18 protein-coding genes are annotated in these 17,172 nt (G+C 64.5%); 8 read left to right on the top strand and 10 right to left on the bottom strand.

What is annotated here, in order from left to right; all coding sequences use genetic code 11:
• Positions 1-146 precede the first annotated feature (146 nt).
• Positions 147-3,785, top strand: coding sequence for a hydantoinase B/oxoprolinase family protein (locus tag DEM25_RS11600; RefSeq protein WP_109765919.1), 3,639 nt, complete (start codon positions 147-149; stop codon positions 3,783-3,785).
• Between the two features lie 3 nt (positions 3,786-3,788).
• Here the strand turns inward: DEM25_RS11600 and DEM25_RS11595 are convergent, their stop codons facing one another.
• Entirely contained in the window at positions 3,789-4,340 is a 552-nt protein-coding gene (locus DEM25_RS11595) for a cytochrome b (RefSeq protein ID WP_109765918.1), read from the bottom strand.
• 28 nt (positions 4,341-4,368) lie between these two features.
• On the bottom strand, positions 4,369-4,803 hold the full coding sequence (locus DEM25_RS11590) for an EF-hand domain-containing protein (protein ID WP_109765917.1): 435 nt from the start codon (positions 4,801-4,803) through the stop codon (positions 4,369-4,371).
• 255 nt (positions 4,804-5,058) lie between these two features.
• On the opposite strand from DEM25_RS11590, the gene DEM25_RS11585 reads away from it, so the two are divergent.
• The 4 genes from DEM25_RS11585 (at position 5,059) to DEM25_RS11570 (ending at position 7,099) form a co-directional block, all read left to right on the top strand.
• On the top strand, positions 5,059-5,442 hold the full coding sequence (locus DEM25_RS11585) for a MarR family winged helix-turn-helix transcriptional regulator (RefSeq protein ID WP_158585251.1): 384 nt from the start codon (positions 5,059-5,061) through the stop codon (positions 5,440-5,442).
• A 167-nt stretch (positions 5,443-5,609) separates the two neighbouring features.
• Positions 5,610-6,041: a curlin gene (locus DEM25_RS11580; RefSeq protein ID WP_109765915.1), complete on the top strand. Its 432-nt coding sequence runs from the start codon at positions 5,610-5,612 to the stop codon at positions 6,039-6,041.
• 81 nt (positions 6,042-6,122) lie between these two features.
• Positions 6,123-6,515 carry a curli-like amyloid fiber formation chaperone CsgH gene (csgH, locus tag DEM25_RS11575; RefSeq protein WP_109765914.1) on the top strand — a complete coding sequence of 131 codons (393 nt, stop codon included), beginning with the start codon at positions 6,123-6,125 and terminating at the stop codon, positions 6,513-6,515.
• Positions 6,516-6,691: 176 nt separating this feature from the next.
• Positions 6,692-7,099, top strand: coding sequence for a curlin (locus tag DEM25_RS11570; protein WP_109766157.1), 408 nt, complete (start codon positions 6,692-6,694; stop codon positions 7,097-7,099).
• 59 nt (positions 7,100-7,158) lie between these two features.
• Here DEM25_RS11570 and DEM25_RS11565 read toward each other — a convergent pair whose 3' ends face one another.
• Positions 7,159-8,532: a serine hydrolase domain-containing protein gene (locus DEM25_RS11565; protein WP_109765913.1), complete on the bottom strand. Its 1,374-nt coding sequence runs from the start codon at positions 8,530-8,532 to the stop codon at positions 7,159-7,161.
• A 136-nt stretch (positions 8,533-8,668) separates the two neighbouring features.
• Between DEM25_RS11565 and DEM25_RS11560 the strand changes: the two genes are divergently transcribed.
• The gene (locus DEM25_RS11560) at positions 8,669-9,475 is read left to right on the top strand and encodes a glycoside hydrolase family 25 protein (protein ID WP_109765912.1); all 807 of its coding nucleotides are present in this window, start codon (positions 8,669-8,671) and stop codon (positions 9,473-9,475) included.
• 8 nt (positions 9,476-9,483) lie between these two features.
• On the opposite strand, the gene DEM25_RS11555 is transcribed toward DEM25_RS11560, so the two are convergent.
• From DEM25_RS11555 to DEM25_RS11540, 4 genes are all read right to left on the bottom strand, one after another.
• On the bottom strand, positions 9,484-9,729 hold the full coding sequence (locus tag DEM25_RS11555; RefSeq protein WP_109765911.1) for a hypothetical protein: 246 nt from the start codon (positions 9,727-9,729) through the stop codon (positions 9,484-9,486).
• A gap of 435 nt (positions 9,730-10,164) precedes the next feature.
• Positions 10,165-10,773 carry an FMN-dependent NADH-azoreductase gene (locus DEM25_RS11550; RefSeq protein ID WP_196780365.1) on the bottom strand — a complete coding sequence of 203 codons (609 nt, stop codon included), beginning with the start codon at positions 10,771-10,773 and terminating at the stop codon, positions 10,165-10,167.
• A 48-nt stretch (positions 10,774-10,821) separates the two neighbouring features.
• Complete coding sequence (gene metF, locus DEM25_RS11545; RefSeq protein WP_109766156.1) at positions 10,822-11,733, bottom strand: methylenetetrahydrofolate reductase [NAD(P)H]; 912 nt, start codon at positions 11,731-11,733, stop codon at positions 10,822-10,824.
• A 16-nt stretch (positions 11,734-11,749) separates the two neighbouring features.
• Entirely contained in the window at positions 11,750-12,784 is a 1,035-nt protein-coding gene (locus DEM25_RS11540; protein ID WP_245412905.1) for an ArsR/SmtB family transcription factor, read from the bottom strand.
• A gap of 89 nt (positions 12,785-12,873) precedes the next feature.
• On the opposite strand from DEM25_RS11540, the gene DEM25_RS11535 reads away from it, so the two are divergent.
• Positions 12,874-13,200 carry a DUF2293 domain-containing protein gene (locus DEM25_RS11535; protein ID WP_109766154.1) on the top strand — a complete coding sequence of 109 codons (327 nt, stop codon included), beginning with the start codon at positions 12,874-12,876 and terminating at the stop codon, positions 13,198-13,200.
• 5 nt (positions 13,201-13,205) lie between these two features.
• Here DEM25_RS11535 and DEM25_RS11530 read toward each other — a convergent pair whose 3' ends face one another.
• From DEM25_RS11530 to DEM25_RS11520, 3 genes are all read right to left on the bottom strand, one after another.
• Entirely contained in the window at positions 13,206-14,117 is a 912-nt protein-coding gene (locus DEM25_RS11530) for a DMT family transporter (protein ID WP_109765909.1), read from the bottom strand.
• A gap of 81 nt (positions 14,118-14,198) precedes the next feature.
• Positions 14,199-14,798, bottom strand: coding sequence for an MOSC domain-containing protein (locus DEM25_RS11525; RefSeq protein WP_109765908.1), 600 nt, complete (start codon positions 14,796-14,798; stop codon positions 14,199-14,201).
• Positions 14,799-14,865: 67 nt separating this feature from the next.
• A complete protein-coding gene (locus DEM25_RS11520; RefSeq protein ID WP_245412883.1) occupies positions 14,866-15,762 on the bottom strand; it encodes an alpha/beta hydrolase in 897 nt (298 codons plus the stop codon).
• A gap of 224 nt (positions 15,763-15,986) precedes the next feature.
• Here DEM25_RS11520 and DEM25_RS11515 point away from each other — a divergent pair, with 224 nt between their 5' ends.
• Positions 15,987-17,168: an aq_1923 C-terminal domain gene (locus tag DEM25_RS11515; protein WP_109765907.1), complete on the top strand. Its 1,182-nt coding sequence runs from the start codon at positions 15,987-15,989 to the stop codon at positions 17,166-17,168.
• Positions 17,169-17,172 lie beyond the last annotated feature (4 nt).

Below are 17,172 nucleotides of genomic sequence, written 5' to 3'. Positions count from 1 at the left end.
CCGGGCCGCGATGTGGTTGCGGCCAACTGTGTTCAAAAAATGTGCACTGCAAAACGAGCGGCTGTCGACGACGGAACCCGGACCATCCGCCGGTTGCCGCTGACGACGATTTCCGCCAAGACTGGACGCGAAACGGAGGACCAAGAATGTCTGGGCAGTGGGATTTCTGGATCGATCGCGGCGGCACCTTCACCGATGTGATCGGTCGTGATCCGGGCGGCGCGCTGCATGCCCACAAGCTTCTTTCGGAAAATCCCGAAGCCTATCTCGATGCTGCCGTGCAGGGCATTCGTGATCTCTTGAACCTTGAGCCCGGCGCACCGCTGCCGCCCGGCCTGGTGCGCACGGTGCGGATGGGCACGACGGTCGCCACCAACGCGCTGCTCGAGCGCAAGGGCGACCGGACGCTGTTGCTGATCACCAAGGGTTTCGGCGACGCGCTGCGCATCGCCTACCAGGCGCGGCCGGATATCTTCGCCAAAAAGATCGTGCTGCCCGAGCAGCTCTACGAGAACGTCATCGAAGTGCCCGAACGGGTGCTGGCCGACGGCACGGTCGAGCATGCGCTCGATCCCGAATGGCTGCGGCCGGGGCTGACGGCGGCTCGCGAAGCGGGCATCGATGCCGTCGCCATCGCGTTCATGCATGCCTGGGCGTTTCCGGCGCACGAGCAGGCGGCGGCCGATCTCGCCCGCCAGACGGGCTTTGCGCAGATCTCGGTCAGCCATGAGGTCTCGCCGCTCGCCAAGCTGGTCGGACGCGGCGACACGACCGTCGTCGATGCCTACCTGTCGCCGATCCTGCGCCGCTACGTGGATCAGGTGGCCGGGGAGCTGGGGATCGGCGCCGACAAGGCCGAAACCCGCCTTCAGTTCATGATGTCATCGGGCGGGCTGACGGCGGCAGAAACCTTCCAGGGCAAGGATGCGATCCTGTCCGGACCCGCCGGCGGCGTGGTCGGGATGGTCGAGACGGCGCGCGCCGAGGGCTTCGGCAAGGTGATCGGATTCGACATGGGCGGCACGTCGACCGATGTCGCGCATTTTGCCGCCGATTATGAACGCGCGTTCGAAACCGAGGTGGCGGGCGTGCGCATCCGCGCGCCGATGATGGACATCCATACGGTGGCTGCCGGCGGCGGCTCGATCCTAAAATATGAGGATGGGCGGTTTCAGGCCGGGCCGGACAGCGCCGGCGCCAATCCCGGTCCCGCCTGCTACCGCCGCGGCGGCCCGCTGACGGTGACCGACGCCAATGTGATGACCGGCAAGCTTGACCCTGCCTTCTTTCCGGCGATCTTCGGGCCGGGCCGGGACGAGCCGCTGAACGCCGACATCGTGCGCGACAAGTTCGCCGCGCTGGCCGACCTGATCGGCGACGGACGAGCGCCCGAGGAAGTGGCCGAAGGGTTCCTGACGATCGCGGTCGAAAACATGGCCAATGCGATCAAGAAGATCTCCGTGCAGCGCGGCTATGACGTGACCGAATATGCGCTGAACTGCTTCGGCGGCGCCGGCGGGCAGCATGCGTGTCTGGTCGCCGATGCGCTGGGCATGGACGCCGTGCTGATCCATCCTCTGTCGGGCCTTTTGTCCGCTTACGGCATCGGCCTGTCGAGGACGTTCGCATCCCGCCAGCACGCGCTTGTCAAACCGCTCGAAGAAGCGACGAAACCGGAAATCGAGACTCTTTTGAATCGGTTGGGCGCCGAGGTTGAACAAGAGCTCGAATCCCAGGGCGTCTCCCGTGAGGCGATCGCCACCCGTGCGACGCTGCACATCCGCTATGACGGAACCGATACGAGCCTCGAAGTGCCGTTCGACGGCGACGACATCGTGGCTGCCCGCGCAGCGTTCGAAACGGCCCACAAGGCGCAATTCGGCTTCATCAGCCCGGGGCGGGCGATGGTGGTCGAGGCCGTGGGTCTTGAGGGTGAGGATTCGACCGACAACACACCGCCGCTGGATGCGCACGATGCAACCGAGCACCGGCCCGAACCGGCGCAGCAGGGCCGCATGTTCACCGGCGGCGCATGGCGCGAGGCGGGTGTCTACCGGCGCGACAGGGACGGCGCCGGCCCGGGCGCGCGGATCGCCGGGCCCGCGGTGATCGTCGAAGCCAACCAGACGATCATCGTCGAACCGGGCTGGGAAGCGCAGGTGACGGAACGCGACACGGTGGTGATGCGCCGCGTGGAGGCGCGGACGACGGCCGCCCCGGTCGGCACGGACGCCGATCCGGTGATGCTGGAAGTGTTCAACAACCTGTTCATGTCGATCGCCGAACAGATGGGCGTGACGCTGCAGAACACGGCATCGTCGGTCAACATAAAGGAGCGGCTCGACTTCTCCTGCGCGGTGTTCGACGCCTCGGGCGCCCTGGTCGCCAATGCGCCGCATATGCCTGTTCACCTCGGTTCGATGGACCGCTCGGTGGAATCGATCATCCGCCAGAACCCCGACATGCGGCCCGGCGACGTTTATGCGCTCAACGCGCCCTATAATGGCGGGACTCACCTGCCGGACATCACCGTCGTGACGCCGGTGTTCGATGATGCCGGAAAAGACATCCTGTTCTTCGTCGCCTCGCGCGGACACCATGCCGATGTCGGCGGAATGGCGCCGGGGTCGGCGACGCCGCGCGCCACCCATGTCGACGAAGAAGGCGTCCTGATCGATAATTTCAAGCTGGTCGACCGGGGAACGCTGCGCGAGAACGCGTTCATCGATCTGATGACCGGCCATGCCTGGCCGGCGCGCAATCCGCAGCAGAACCTTGCCGACATCGTCGCCCAGGTGGCGGCCAACGAAAAGGGTGTCGCCGAACTGCGCCGGATGGTGGACCATTTCACGCTGCCGGTCGTTCAGGCCTATATGAAGCACGTGCAGGACAATGCCGAAGAGAGCGTGCGGCGGGTGATCGACAGGCTCGCCGATTGCGAGGCGACCTATCCGACCGACACCGGCCAGCAGATCAGGGTGCGGATTTCCGTCGACCACGACAAGCGGGAAGCAACCGTCGACTTCACCGGCACCTCGGCGATGGCGAAAAACAACTATAACGCGCCCGAGCCGGTGGCGCGGGCGGCGGTGCTGTATGTGTTCCGGCTGATGGTTGAGGCAGGCATTCCCATGAATGCGGGCTGCCTCAAGCCGATCCGGATCGTGATCCCGGACGGCTCGATGCTCAAGCCCGTCTATCCGGCAGCGGTCGTCGCCGGCAACACCGAGACCAGCCAGCACGTGACCAACTGCCTGCTCCAGGCGCTGGGCGCTCTGGCCAATGCCCAGGGCACGATGAACAATCTGACCTACGGCAATGCGCGCCACCAGAACTATGAGACGATCTGTTCGGGATCGCCGGCGGGCGTGATGAATGACGGCCATGCCTTCGCCGGCGCCTCGGGCGTGCACACGCACATGACCAACACCCGCATGACGGACCCGGAGATTCTCGAAATGCGCTATCCGATCGTCGTCGAGGAGTTCTCGATCCGGCCCGGCTCGGGCGGCAAAGGCGCATGGCGCGGCGGCGACGGCACACGGCGCGTGTTGCGCTTTCTCGAGGAAATGGAATGCGCCATTGTCTCGTCACACCGGACGGTGCCGCCCAAGGGGCTGGACGGCGGCGGCGACGGGCAGTTGGGCAAGACCGAGATCAGACGCTTGGACGGCACGCTCGAAGAACTCAAGCATGCCGACCAGACGTCTGTCACGGAGGGCGAAGCGGTGATCGTGACCACGCCAACGCCGGGCGGCTACGGGGCGGCACGACCCGCCCCGTGAGCGTCAAGACTGACGGTCGCCGAACCACATGCGGCGGAAAAGGCCGTCCTTCCTGATCCATTGGTGCCAGGCGAAGGCAGCGATGTGCAGGACGATCAGCGCCAGCAGAAGATTGCCGATGATAGCGTGCGCATAGCGCGGCGGATAAGCCCAGAAATCGGCTGGCAGCGGATCGCCCGATCCGCCGAAGACGATCGGCGGCAGGCCGGCCAGAACCGAAATACCGATTCCGGAGCCGGCCATCAGGATCACGAAAAGATAGAAGGCCCAATGGGTCCAGGTGCCGGCCTTGTCGAGCATCGGGTTGCCGGTGGCGGCGTGGGCGGGTTTGCTGGTGCGCAGCCGGACGAACAGACGAACCAGCATCAGAAGCAGGATCAGGATACCGATCGACATGTGCGCCCGCAGCATGAAGATCTTGTCGGGATCGGAGTTGGGCGTTTCGGCAAGCAGAACGCCCCCGGCGAACAAGGCTACGCCGATCATCAGCGCCAGCAGCCAGTGCAGGGTGACCAAAAAGGGATGATAGCGTGTCGGTTGGGTCGGTGCGGACATGGCAATGGCCTCCGGTCTTTGGTTGGCGTTATTGTGCGGATACGTCAATGTCGGGCCGGATCGCCGCGCGCATGACGAGATTGACGCTGTAGCCGATCAGATATTCGTCCTGATCGAGCACCGAATCGTCATCGATGTCGGCGCGGCGAAAATCCTGCGACAGCGCGAAGCGATGCTCTGACTGGGTCAACTGGCCATCCCCGTTGCGGTCCCACAGGGCGAACAGAATGCGCCGTGCGGTGAAGATCGCCTCGGGCTTGCCTTCTTCCACCGCAGCCTCTTCGAAGCCGACATCCCAGGCGGAAAACTCCGCGAAGTCCACGCGGTCGTCATTGTCATAGTCCATACCGGCAAAGACGCCTTGGCGGAACTTCTCCATGTCGCCCATGTGGGCGTAGCCCTTGGCATCCTCATCGACCGCGTTGAACGAGGTGACCGGCCACATCACGACCGGGCGTTCCATCCGCGGCCAGGGCCGGCATGGCCGCGCCGAGCAGTGAAACGGCGATGGCAAGCGAAACTGTCTTCATGGGAATTTCCTTTTGGGGGCAGCCCGCGCCGCCGGGTTTAAAGTCACGGACAGCTCTTATCATGCATATGCAACTGTTGCAATTGCAAATGTTGTGAGTCTGACGCAATCTGAAAGAACCGGAGTATGGATATCTCGATGCGCGCGCGTCTCAGTCGCGAAAACTCGATGGGATGGATGATACAGCGCTTGGCGCGACGGCTTGACGACGCAATGAATGCGCGGCTGGCCGAACACGGGCTCACCCTACAGCAATTCGCAATCCTGATGACCGTCATCGAGCACGGGCGCATGACCCAGGCCGAAATCGGGCGGCTGTTCGCCATGCCGGCCTATGCGATCAGCCGGGCGATCGACGGGCTTGAGGCGGACGGGCTCCTGGTGCGCGACGCCCATCCCTCCTCACGCCGCGCCCACCAGATCCACGCCACCGAAAAGGCGCTGGATATGGCACCGGCGATGTTCGCGATCGTCAAGGCGGTCAATGCCGACCTGACGCAGGGGCTCGGCGACAAGGAGGCGGGCGAGCTTCGGCGCCTTCTTGCAACGGTGGTGGAGACCGCCGCGATCTGACAGCCGCTTTTCGGTTTCTCACCGCCGGCGCCGGACCGAGGGCCGCCGTCCGAACATGGTGAACGCAAACTGAACGACCGGTTCAGCGGCGGTTCCGCCCGCCTCTCCTAGACATGGTTAACGCCTCGAAAACGAGCGTCGCAAACCAAAGTCAAAGGAGAACGTCCATGTCCCGCAAACTCATCATCGCAGCATCCGTTGCCATCGCTTCGGCCTTCGCCGCTCCCGCCATGGCCAACGACGTCAGCATCGACCAGTTCGGCTTCGGCAATTCCGCCGGCGGCGGCCAGACCGGCTGGAACAACAAGCTCGGCGTCTTCCAGGACGGCGTGTTCAACAACACGATCATTGAGCAGTTCGGCTCCAACAACACCGCCGCAACCGGCCAAAGCGGCTGGAACAACAATGCCGAAACCAGCCAGAACGGCCATGGCAATGCCGGCGGCATCGGCCAGTTCGGCGACAACCACAACGCAATCCTGACCCAGGACGGCAACGGCAACGTCGCCGCCGGTGTCCAGGTCGGCAACGGGTGCGACGCCGACGTCACCCAGGCCGGCAGCGGCAATGTCGCCGCCTTCGTCCAGACCTGCCCCTAACGGCACGCAAACGCCCATCGCGAGCGCCGGGGGGAGCGGACCGCTTCCTCCGGCCAACCCGCACCACGAAAGGAGAACGACATGACCGACAAACGTCTCACGGCAGCCGCCGGACTTCTGGCGGCAACGCTGGCCACCGGCTGCTCGGCCATAGCCAGCGACACCGACAATGCCAACGCCGACCCCGTGCGCTGCGAAATCCAGGCCGACGACCAGCGCGGCATGGTGCGCCTTCAGGGCGTCATGCATGCCGATACCGACGTGAACGGCACCTACACGTTCACAGTCAAAAGCGTCGGACGCGGCGGCAGCACCAACATCTCGCAGGGCTCGAGCTTTTATGCCGGCCCCAGCGGACCGACCACGCTCGGCATGGTGATGCTGTCGGCCGGCGGCGCCTATGATGTCGAACTCGACGTCAAGGCGGACGGCCAGCGCTACCGCTGCGCCGAACGGATCGGCGGAGTGATCTGACCGACACCCATCTCGCACCGTAAACAGGAATGCCCCGCCCCATCGGCGGGGCTGTTTTCGTTTACGGCGGGTTAAGGAACTTGGTTAACGCCCGATGAACGGACGGTTCCAGACCGGTTCAGCCGATGGCCTGCAAGGTGGCTTCAACATCGCAAAACCCATCGGAGGACTATCCCATGACCCGCACCCGCCTTACCGCCCTTGCCGCTGCCGCCGCCATCGCCGCAGGCACCCTCGCCCCGCTGGCGCCGGCCCATGCCGGCGGCTCGGTCTCGATCTCGATTGCGCCGGGCTCGGCCGATGCCGAACATGCCATGCGCGCCGGGCTTGGCCTTTTTGCAATCGCCAACGGCATCAAGAACGGCTCGATCACCCAGAACGGCATCGGCAATGCGGCCGGCCTGATCCAGAACGGTTCGGGCAATCTGGGCATCGTCCATCAGGAAGGTAACGGCCATGAAGGCACGCTGACGCAGAACGGCAACGGCAACGCCCATGGCCTGTTCCAGTTCGGCCAAGGCACGAGCGGCCATGTCAGCCAGTCCGGCGGCCAGACCGGCGCGACGTTCCAGTTCGGCTGGTAGGCCCCTCTTCCGCCAACAGCCGCGCCGCCGCCGACCTCACCTCGGCGGCGGTCCTGACCCTAGGGGTCCAACGCGCCGATCACCGCCTCGATCAGATAGGCAACCTTGTAGCGCTGATCGGTCGGCGTCAGCCCCAGCCGGACGACGACCAGATCCTCGGACGGAATGACCGACACGGACTGGCCGTCATGGCCGTTCATGAAAAAGCCGTCGCCGGGCAGGTCCGGATTGTCGCCCTCCATCCAGGCATTGGCAGCGCGAAGCCACACCTGCCCGTTTCCATAGACGCCATCGGACGCCGGATGCGCCGTCACCATCCAGTCGACAAAGCCGACCGGCAGCAGCGACCGTCCGTTCCAGACGCCGCGCTGCAGCATGAACTGGCCGAAACGCGCCCAGTCGCGCGCGGTCGCATAGATGTAGGACGAGCCGACGAATGTGCCCGATGCGTCCATTTCCATCACCGCGCTCGTCATGCCGAGCGGGTCGAACAGCGCCGCATAGGGCCAAAAGACCGCTTCGGCCGGATCGTCGAAACTATCCTGCCACAGGCGCGACAGAAGCACGGTGGTGCCGGAGGAATACTCGAAGACATCGCCGACACCTTCGGGCGAATCATCGTCGCGCGGCTGGCCGGCGACGAAGCCGGCCATGTCGCGCTCCAGATAGAGCATGCGCGTGACGTCGGAGACCGATCCATAGCCCTCGTTCCACGCAAGGTCCGGCGCCATGCCCATCATGTCGCGCAGGGTGATGCCGCCGCGCCCGTCGCCGTCCCAGCCCTCGAAGCTGGCCGTCTGATCGAGGTCGAGCCGCCCCTCGCGGATCGCCCGGCCGATCAGCGCGCCGGTCACGGTCTTGGAAACCGACCAGCCCAGAAGCGGCGTGTCGGGTGCGAACCCGTCCGCATATCGCTCGCCGATGATCGCACCGCCCTTGACGATCACGATCGCCCGCATGCCCGGGCCCGTCAGCGCCGGATCGTTAAGAACGGCATCGAGTGCCTCGTTCACCGGCAATTCCACCTGGCTGCCGGCAGGCCACATCGAACCGGTGGCGAGCGCTGTGCGATTGGGTGCCGGCCGTTCGATCAGGCGATCCACGCCGCCCTCGGGCACCGACGAACAGCCCTGCCCCGGCCGGCGCACCGCCAACCCGCCGCCGATCAGCCCGAACAGGCCGGTGCGCACGGTGCCAGCCTCTTCGTCCACATCGACGCGCATCATTCTCAGCAGCGGATGGCCGGGCGCCTGCACATCGACGGTCAGCACCTCCTGCGCATCGCGGCCGGCGAGGAAGACGTTCGAACAGACGATCTTGGCCGCATAGTTGGCGCCGACACGAATGAGGTCGGGCGGCGCGAAAAACAGATAGCCGAACCCTCCGGCCACGAGCACTGCCACAATCAGAACGAGGGCTTTGAGGATACGCATCGGCGTTGCGCCTTCATTTATGGTTAACGGAGGTTTAACGGTGGTGCCTGCAAGGTCAACTGCGGCGCACAGGCTGGATTTCACCCGGCTGGGCGCTATAAACCGTTTTCGGGGCGACAACCAAACGGACGTTTTCATGACGCGACTGGCCGGGCTCATTTGTGCCGCGATCATGGCCGTGGCAGCCGCTGGCTGCACCAAGGTCGACTATTCCGCGCTCACCCAATCGCTTGATTCCACCTATGCGGCGGCGACGCCGCGCTACGGCGACAGCGATCCGGTGCATGAATGGGAAGGCGGCGCGCCGTTCGGCTTTCCGGTGCACGGGATCGATGTCTCCAAATGGCAGGGTGTGATCGACTGGCCCACGGTGCGCCGGGCAGGCATCGAGTTCGCCTTCATCAAGGCGACCGAAGGCGGCGACATGCTCGACGACGCCTTCATGCGCAACTGGCACGATTCGCGCCGGGCGGGCATGCCGCGCAGCGCCTATCATTTCTATTATTTCTGCACGTCAGCCAGGCGGCAGGCGCGCTGGTTCATCCGCAACGTGCCGCGCGAGCGCGGCGCGCTGCCGCATGTGCTCGATGTCGAGTGGAACCACAAGTCGCCGACCTGCCGGCTGCGTCCGCCGGCCGACACGGTGCGCAGCGAGATGACGATCTTTCTCAACATGCTGGAGCGCCATTACGGCAAGCGGCCGATCATCTATACGACCGTCGATTTCCACCGGGACAATCTGGCCGGACACATGGACGAGGAGGTCTTCTGGCTACGCTCTGTCAAGGCGCATCCGCGCGTGACCTATCCGGGCCGCGACTGGGCGTTCTGGCAATATACGGGCACCGGCCTGGTGCCGGGCGTCAATGGCGACACCGACATCAACGTCTTTGCCGGCAATCGCAACCAGTGGCGCGACTGGCTGGACGTGGCAACGCGCTAACCAGCCGATTACAACCGGTCGAAATCGTCCTTGCCGGTCGGCATCAGCATCACCGCAGTCGCCAGGTAGGCGAAGCCGAACGTGACGCCGAAGCTCATGAACAAGAGGGCGATGACAACGGGTTTGGCGTCGGAATGCATGAACATGTCGCCAAGGCCGGAAATGTTCATCCACAGAAGGCTTGCGGCGATCGCCCAACCGATCAACACGCCGATGGCGGAATTTATCACCACGAACCTTATCAGTTTGGGCATGGACGGGCCTGCGATTGCCGAGGATCACTGTCTCGAAACTAGACCTGCCACCGGCCCGGTCAATGCGACATCTTTCACGGATGTCCACACGCGGGAACAAAAGTTTTCCCACAGCGGCAGCAGGCGCGCACGCCCAGCAATTTCGGGCAGTTGTGCCAAATGGAGACAGATTTTTCCCGCTTGTCTGTTGCATTGCAGCAACGATTTGTGTTGCGTGGCCCGTCACAGAACCTACACTAAAGGGGTAATACACGAGGGAGGTCCCGATGGATCTGACACGCTCTTTGAACGTCGTACTTGTGTGTGCAGCCTTTGTCTTTGTCGGCGCGCTGGTATTCGGCGTCCTGTAAATCCACACAATCAAAACAACACGGCCGTACGCGCGATGAAACGCGCGTACGGCCCGTAATCGTCAGAGAGTTTGGGCCGCTTATGTCAGGCGGCCATTGCGCTGCGTGCGCCAGCGGCCTCGGCAATCGCCGCGCGCGCGGCAGCGAGGCTTCCATCGGCATTCTGGACGAGGCGGTCGGCGGCGATCACGGTCACATCCGTGATGCCGATGAAACCGAGCACCTGGCGCATATAGGGCGTCGCGAAATCGACGGGACTGCCAACCGGCACGCCGCCGCTGGCGACGACCACAAAGGCGCGCTTGCCCTCAAGAAGCCCCTGCGGGCCGTTCTCGGAGTAGCGGAAGGTGCGTCCGGCGCGGGCGACCTGGTCGATCCAGGCCTTGAGCGCAGCGGGCACGGAGAAATTGTAGAGCGGTACGCCTATGACGATCGTGTCGGCGGCTTCGAGTTCGCTGATCAGCGTGTCCGACAGGGCAAGCGCCCGCGCCTGTTCGTCGCTGCGCTCTTCGGCCGGCGTCCAGTTTGCGCCAAGCCATTTCTCGTCGAGTTGCGGGATCGGTTCGGCCAGATCGCGAACAANCGTTCCGCGCGGACGACTGGACAGAAAGAATATGGGCCATCGTGCTCTGATCTCCGTTAGGCCCGCCGGGTGCGGGCGATGGGCGGAGAGATAGCCACTCTGGCCGTTCACGAAAGATCGGGATTCAGCAACACAATGTCTGCGAATTGTGAACGGCGCTCAGGCGGCCGCATCGACATGCTCTTCGCGCACGCCGATCAGCCGGCAGACGGCAAAGACGAGATCGGGCCGGTTCATGGTGTAGAAGTGAAAATCGCGCACGCCGCGATCGACGAGATCAAGCACCTGTTCGGCGGCGATGGCCGATGCGATCAACGCATGGGTCTGCGGATCGTTCTCCAGCCCCTCGAACCGCTCGGCCAGCCAGGCCGGAATGTGCGTCTTGCACCTGCCGGCGAAGTTGGAGACCGCGCGGAAATTGTGGATCGGCAGGATACCGGGCACGATCGGCACATAGATGCCGGCGCGCCGCACACGCTCGACGAAGCGCTCATAGCCGTCATTGTCGAAAAAGAACTGGGTGATCGCGCGCGCCGCGCCATTGTCGACCTTGCGCTTGAGCATGTCGATGTCGGTTGCGAAATCGGGGCTTTCTGGGTGCTTTTCGGGATAGGCGGCGACGGAAATGTCGAAGTCGCCGAAAGCCTTGAGGCCGGCCACCAGATGCGCGGCATTCTCGTAACCGCCCGGATGCGGCACGTAGCGAGTGCCCATGCCGGTCTGCGGGTCGCCGCGCAGCGCCACGAAGCGGCGAATGCCCATCGCGGCGAATTCGCGGATGACGGCATCGGTCTCGTCGCGCGTCGATCCCACGCAAGTGATGTGCGCGGCGGCGTCCATGCCGCCCTGCTTTTGCACATGGGCCAGCGTCCGCTGCGTCGGCTCGCGCGTCGAGCCGCCCGCGCCATAGGTCACCGAGACGAAATCGGCGTTGAGCGGGGCGAGCTTCTCGATCGTGTCGGCAAGTGTTGCCGCCATCGCCTCGTTCTTGGGCGGGAAGAATTCGAAAGACACACGGATGTCGTCGTTCAGGGCGACGCGCTGGGTCCTTGAAAAAACACTTCCGGTCATGATGTCGCCGCGGCTTTCACGCCGCCTCCGTTGTGTCCCGAGCGGGACCGTTTTCATCTGCAATGACATAGCGCGGATCGTCGGCCGACCAGATCATCACCGTCAGTTGGCCGTCGCCATCGCTCTTGGCCGACGGCAGCGCCTCGGCACGGATGTTCTCAAGGCCGGCGGTTTCGAACCATGAGGCGACGGTCTCGGTGTCGAAGCCGAGCCGGTGATGCTGATGCTCCTCGCGCAGGAACTCGAGATCGTGCGGCGCGAAATCGATGATCATCAGACGCCCGCCGGGCGCAAGACTGCGCGCGGCCTGGGCCACCGCCGCGGCAGGGTCGTCGAGGAAATGCAGCACCTGATGGATGGTCACCAGATCGAATGCGTCGCGCTCGACGGGCATGTTGAACACATCGCCCATCCGGACCTCGGCATTGACCAGACCCGCCGCATCGAGATTGGCGCGCGCGACGTTGAGCATGTTGCGATTGGTGTCGATCCCGACCGCCGAGCGGAAACGCGGGGCGAACACTTCGAGCATGCGACCGGTGCCCGTGCCGATGTCCAGCATCGCGTTGAACGGCCTGTCACCGGCAAGGCGAACAAGCGCCTGCTCGACCTTGCGCTCGGGCACGTGCAGCGAGCGGATCGAATCCCAGCTTTCGGCATTGGCGGAGAAATAGGCCGACGCTTCGTCGCGGCGGCGGCGCTTGACGTCGGCCAGCCGCTCGGCATCGCGCGCCAGAACGGGATCGGCCGGATCGATGCGCGTCAGTATGTCGGCGGCGAGCGCGCCCTGCGGGCTGTCATGGGCCAGCCGGAACAGCGCCCAGGACCCTTCCTGGCGCCGCCGGATGAGCCGTGCTTCGAGCAGCAGCTTGAGATGCCGCGACACGCGCGGTTGCGACTGGCCGAGGATCGTGGTGAGGTCGGACACGGTCAGATCCGCTTCCGCCAAGAGCTTGAGCATGCGCAGCCGGCTCGGCTCGGCGGCCGACTTGAGGTGCTCGACCATCGCATCGACGCCGAACAGGGTTTCATTGTCGTTCGAAAAAGACATAAGCATATGTTTATATCATTTCGGCGACGCCGACAATATGCAAATGCGACATCGCCGGCAAATTGCGTGCCCTGCTCCGCTGCCGGGTCATGCCGATGACGACAAAGCGCCAGGCCGCCGTCTCGCAAGCGCTTGAAAGGCTGGCGCCGCTGATGCCGCTTGAGGACGCGCTGGCGATCAAGGCGCTGGTCGCCCGACCGCACATGCGCGGCCTGCCGGCCCAACGGGCCGTCTGGCTCGCCACCATCACCCATATCAGGCACACGCACAGTGATTATGACGCGTTGCTCGACGAGGGCTATGACAGGGATGCGGCGCGCTTTTTCGTGCTCGACGAGGTCAATGCGGTGCTGCGGCGGTGGCAGGCGACGCGGTTCCTCGATGCGGACGAAGACGGTGTCGGCGCGGACGGATAGGCCGGCTATTGCCGCAGCGCGATCACGCCGGCAATGACGATCAGCGCCATGCCGGTCAGCGACCAGACGTCCGGCACCTCGGCGAAGAAAACGAATCCCCAGACCAGCGCGAAGGCCACATAGCCGAAATCGAAGGTCCCGATCACCGCCGGCGGCGCGTTCTGATAGGCGATCGCGGCACCGACGCTGCCGACAAGAATCGCACAGGCAAGAAGCGCCATGGCAGCCCATTCGCCAGCCCCCATGGCGGCCCAGGGCCCCAGCAGGAACCCGTCTCGCGTGTCAACGACCGACAGCCCAATCACCGCCGTGGCGACCAGACCGGCCACGACGAAGGTGACATTCAAAAGCAGGGACAGCATCAGCGGATGGACGGCGCGGCACCGCGTCCGTGTCAGGATCATTGCCAACGCATACAATATGGCGGCCACCAGCGGCAGCAGGGCGTACGGGTTGAAGTCGCCCGCGTCGGGGCGCAAAATCAGGAGCACGCCGACAAAGCCCAGAAAGACCGCGCCCCACCCTGCCGCTCTGATGCGGTCGCCGATCAACAACGCCGAAAACAGCGTGATGAAGATGGGTAGCGTGTAGTAGACCGCCGCTGCCACGGACAGATCGAGCCTCGGCAGCGCCAGATAATAGGCGATCCACATGCCGACCAGCAGGGCGCTGCGCATAATGGCCCAGCCCAGCGACGGAGGCAGGGAAAGCGAATCGCGCGCGGTCCACCACAAAAGGCCAACCAGAACCGGCAGCACGATCAGCGAGCGCAGAACGAAGATCTGCCAGATCACGAACTCGCCGCTGGCGAACTTGATCAGCGCATCGCCCAGCGACAGCATCAGCACGGTGAAGACGATGACCGTGACGGCGAAAGGCACCCTGTCGGCCCGCGCCGGGTCTGCCTTCTGTTTCATCCGACGACCTGCCTCTTGGCGCAAGCGGATCAAGTGTCCGCCCGCGCATTGCGATCCCGCCTCAGGTGACTCCCGGCGTCGCTAGACGGGATAAACCCATTGTTCGGGCAGCTGCACGCGGACGCTCTCGCCCATCCGGACCGTACCCGGCTTTTCCACCCAGGCGACGACGCCGCGGCGGCGTTTGGCGATCTTGGGAAAGCCGAGCGCGATATGCTGGTCGCCCTCGCGCCCCACATGGCGGGCGATGGCGTCGCCGGCGATTCGGCACGGGCCGTTCTGCATGTCGATCTTGACCGTCGCGCCGCCCTCGAAGAACAAAAGCGTCGAGGCCGGCAGCATGGACAGCATTGGCACCCCGGCCAGCGTCATGTTGGCGCCGATCCATTCGGGGGCGATCATCGGCAGCTCCATGTCGGCGGCGACCGCTTCCAGCTCGTCGCGGGCGACGATCGACAATTGCCGCTCGTTGCGCATTTCGGTGCCGCGCTCGTACCAGGGTTCGCGACCGCCTGACCCCCGCGTCATGCCGGCGTGCAGATCGCCGGGAACACCCTCGAACGTCAGTTCCAGCGTCTCGACGGGGCTTGTGACGAAATCGTCGCCCGCCGCCTTGAAGAGGCCGTTGACGCGCGCCTCGATGCGCTTGGCGGGGTGGATGTCCGGCATCACCGTGTCCATGGCGAATCTCCCGTTCGAACCGCTGATGCCGATTGGTAGCCGACCCGAAAAGGGCTGTCGACAAGGGCTAGCGTGTCACCCGTGCCAGAAACTGCTCGATCGCGGCGGTCGCACGATCGCCCGGCCGGCCGAGCCGGGCCGCGATGGCGCCGTGAGAATAGGCGGTACCGTGGAAGACGGTCACGTCGGTGCCGCGCCCCTTGAGCAGGTTCGCATAGCCGATCGAGATCGAACGGCGCCGTTCGCCCTGGCTGCGCGAATAAAGGATCAGGTGCGGCGGCAGGCGTCCGTTGCGCTTGGCATGGGTGGCCGGCGACCAGCGAATCCAGTTGGGCGGTTCGTTGGTGAAGGCCGTGCCGAACATCGGGCCGATCGAGCCGCGCTTGGTTGCATAGGCCAGAAGATCGTAGGCCTGCACGTCGTTGGGGATTACGCCGCGCAGCCCGTTGGCCTTGCCCTGCGCTGCAACGAGTGCGGACAGATGCGCGCCGGCGGAATGCCCCATGAGGACCACCCGGTTCGGATCGCCATTGTAGCGGCGAATGTTGCGGCGGACCCAGCTTATGGCCGCCTCCACATCGCGCACCTGGCCGTCAATGTCGGTCCGTGGCACCTTGCGGTAGTCGATGGCAACGAAGATGTAGCCGCGCGAGGTCAGCCATTGCGGCATCGAGAAGACCCGCTTGCGGTCCCCCTTCACCCAGCCGCCGCCATGCACGTACAGCACCACCGGATGCTTGCGGGCGAACAGGCCGCGACGCGCATTTTCCGGCACGTGCACGTCGAGCTTGAGCCCTTGCGAGTAGGTCACCCCGTCAATGGTGCGCATCGCGTTTGCCGGCGGCGTGGCGGCCAGGGCCACGACGGCGACAGCCAAGACGGCCACCAGCCAAACCGTAACCGGCCGCAGGGCCGGCATGATGCGTGCGGACAGGAAGATGCTCATCTCAGTAAGTGCGCCCATGGGTTCAACCGTTTTTCCTATAGCTGATTTGCGGCAAGTGTTGGAACCTCCCTGCGGCCCGTGTCACATCACAAAAGACAAGCGGCGCGATGGCTGCCATATTGGTGTTGGATTCCGCCCTTTAGATCGCGTTGACGCATGCCAAGTCTGTGTGTGCTTGTGCACAGCCGGTCCGGATCGGGATCGGATAGGACACACCTCTGGTTCAAATGAAGGATAAACCGATGATCTTTTCCCGCCCGCTGCTGTCCGCATCGGCCATTGCGCTGACAATGACCGCATTCGCGCCGCCGGCCCTTGCCGATATCGACGGTGCCGATGTCTTCGAGCAACTGGCGACGCAGTTTGCGCTGCAGGGCATCAAGCTGGAAGCGGCGGGTGTTCAGACCAATGGTGACGATGTGGCGATTGCCGGCCTGAAGATGCGCGCGACACCGGAGACCGACCCGTTCCCGCTGGGCGACTATGTGCTCGAGAACGTCACCGAGGCAGATGGCGGTTCCTATCTCGTCGACCGGATCGCCATTGCGCCGATCTCGCAAACAACGGACGGCGTGACGGTCGAGTTCGAGGGCGGCGAGATCAATGACTATCTGATTGCCGGCCCCCAAGTGTCCGATCCGATCCTGCGGTCCGGCCTGTTCGAATCGGCCCAAGCGGGCGCGCTGACCATCTCGGACGCCGAGGGCACGATCTTCTCGATGGAAGGCGCCAGCACGACCATGGACGGGTACGAGCCGGGCGGCGTCATGACGTTCGATGCCAATGTGGACGGCATGGTTGCCGACATGACCAAGCTGCCCGAGGCACAGGCCCGCGAAACCATGGCCGCGCTCGGCTACGAGGAACTGCGCGGCACGGTCACTTCGAAGGGATCTTGGGACACCGGCACCGGCCGTCTCGCGCTCGACGAGATGATCTACGACGTCGACGATGCCGCGTCGCTTGAAATGACGTTCGACATTGGCGGCTACACGCCTGAACTGGTTGGCGCGATGCAGCAGATGCAGTTGCAGATGGCCGAGCAGAATTCGGAAGCGATGAACATGGCGATGCTCGGACTGATGCAACAGATCGAGATCAACGCGATCAGCATCGAGATCCGGGACGATTCGCTGACCAACCGCATCCTGGATTTCGTCGGCGAGCAGCAGGGCATGAACCGCGCCAATGTCATCGCCATGGCCAAGGGCGTCCTGCCGATCGGCCTTGCACAGCTGCAGGATCCTGCCTTTGCCGCCGAGGCGACGGCCGCGATCGGGCAGTTCCTCGACGATCCGGGGACGCTGCGTATCGCCGCCGAGCCGACCAGCGCGGTGCCGGTGGCGCAGATCATGGCTGTCGCCATGAGTGCGCCACAAGCGCTGATCTCGACGCTGGCCGTGTCGATCACCGCCAACCGGTAAAGGC

Origin of the sequence: Oceaniradius stylonematis (genome assembly GCF_003149475.2) — a bacterium.
Lineage (GTDB): Bacteria > Pseudomonadota > Alphaproteobacteria > Rhizobiales > Rhizobiaceae > Roseitalea > Roseitalea stylonematis.
This window is presented reverse-complemented; position numbering and strand designations above follow the sequence as displayed.

Bases quoted from the DNA above. Each gene is read 5' to 3' on its own strand.
- DEM25_RS11600 (WP_109765919.1), top strand. From the start codon at position 147: ATGTCTGGGCAGTGGGATTTCTGGATCGATCGCGGCGGCACCTTCACC.
- DEM25_RS11595 (WP_109765918.1), bottom strand. From the start codon at position 4,340: ATGTCCGCACCGACCCAACCGACACGCTATCATCCCTTTTTGGTCACC.
- DEM25_RS11590 (WP_109765917.1), bottom strand. From the start codon at position 4,803: ATGGAACGCCCGGTCGTGATGTGGCCGGTCACCTCGTTCAACGCGGTC.
- DEM25_RS11580 (WP_109765915.1), top strand. From the start codon at position 5,610: ATGTCCCGCAAACTCATCATCGCAGCATCCGTTGCCATCGCTTCGGCC.
- csgH (WP_109765914.1), top strand. From the start codon at position 6,123: ATGACCGACAAACGTCTCACGGCAGCCGCCGGACTTCTGGCGGCAACG.
- DEM25_RS11570 (WP_109766157.1), top strand. From the start codon at position 6,692: ATGACCCGCACCCGCCTTACCGCCCTTGCCGCTGCCGCCGCCATCGCC.
- DEM25_RS11565 (WP_109765913.1), bottom strand. From the start codon at position 8,532: ATGCGTATCCTCAAAGCCCTCGTTCTGATTGTGGCAGTGCTCGTGGCC.
- DEM25_RS11560 (WP_109765912.1), top strand. From the start codon at position 8,669: ATGACGCGACTGGCCGGGCTCATTTGTGCCGCGATCATGGCCGTGGCA.
- DEM25_RS11555 (WP_109765911.1), bottom strand. From the start codon at position 9,729: ATGCCCAAACTGATAAGGTTCGTGGTGATAAATTCCGCCATCGGCGTG.
- metF (WP_109766156.1), bottom strand. From the start codon at position 11,733: ATGACCGGAAGTGTTTTTTCAAGGACCCAGCGCGTCGCCCTGAACGAC.
- DEM25_RS11540 (WP_245412905.1), bottom strand. From the start codon at position 12,784: ATGTCTTTTTCGAACGACAATGAAACCCTGTTCGGCGTCGATGCGATG.
- DEM25_RS11535 (WP_109766154.1), top strand. From the start codon at position 12,874: ATGCCGATGACGACAAAGCGCCAGGCCGCCGTCTCGCAAGCGCTTGAA.
- DEM25_RS11530 (WP_109765909.1), bottom strand. From the start codon at position 14,117: ATGAAACAGAAGGCAGACCCGGCGCGGGCCGACAGGGTGCCTTTCGCC.
- DEM25_RS11525 (WP_109765908.1), bottom strand. From the start codon at position 14,798: ATGGACACGGTGATGCCGGACATCCACCCCGCCAAGCGCATCGAGGCG.
- DEM25_RS11520 (WP_245412883.1), bottom strand. From the start codon at position 15,762: ATGGGCGCACTTACTGAGATGAGCATCTTCCTGTCCGCACGCATCATG.
- DEM25_RS11515 (WP_109765907.1), top strand. From the start codon at position 15,987: ATGATCTTTTCCCGCCCGCTGCTGTCCGCATCGGCCATTGCGCTGACA.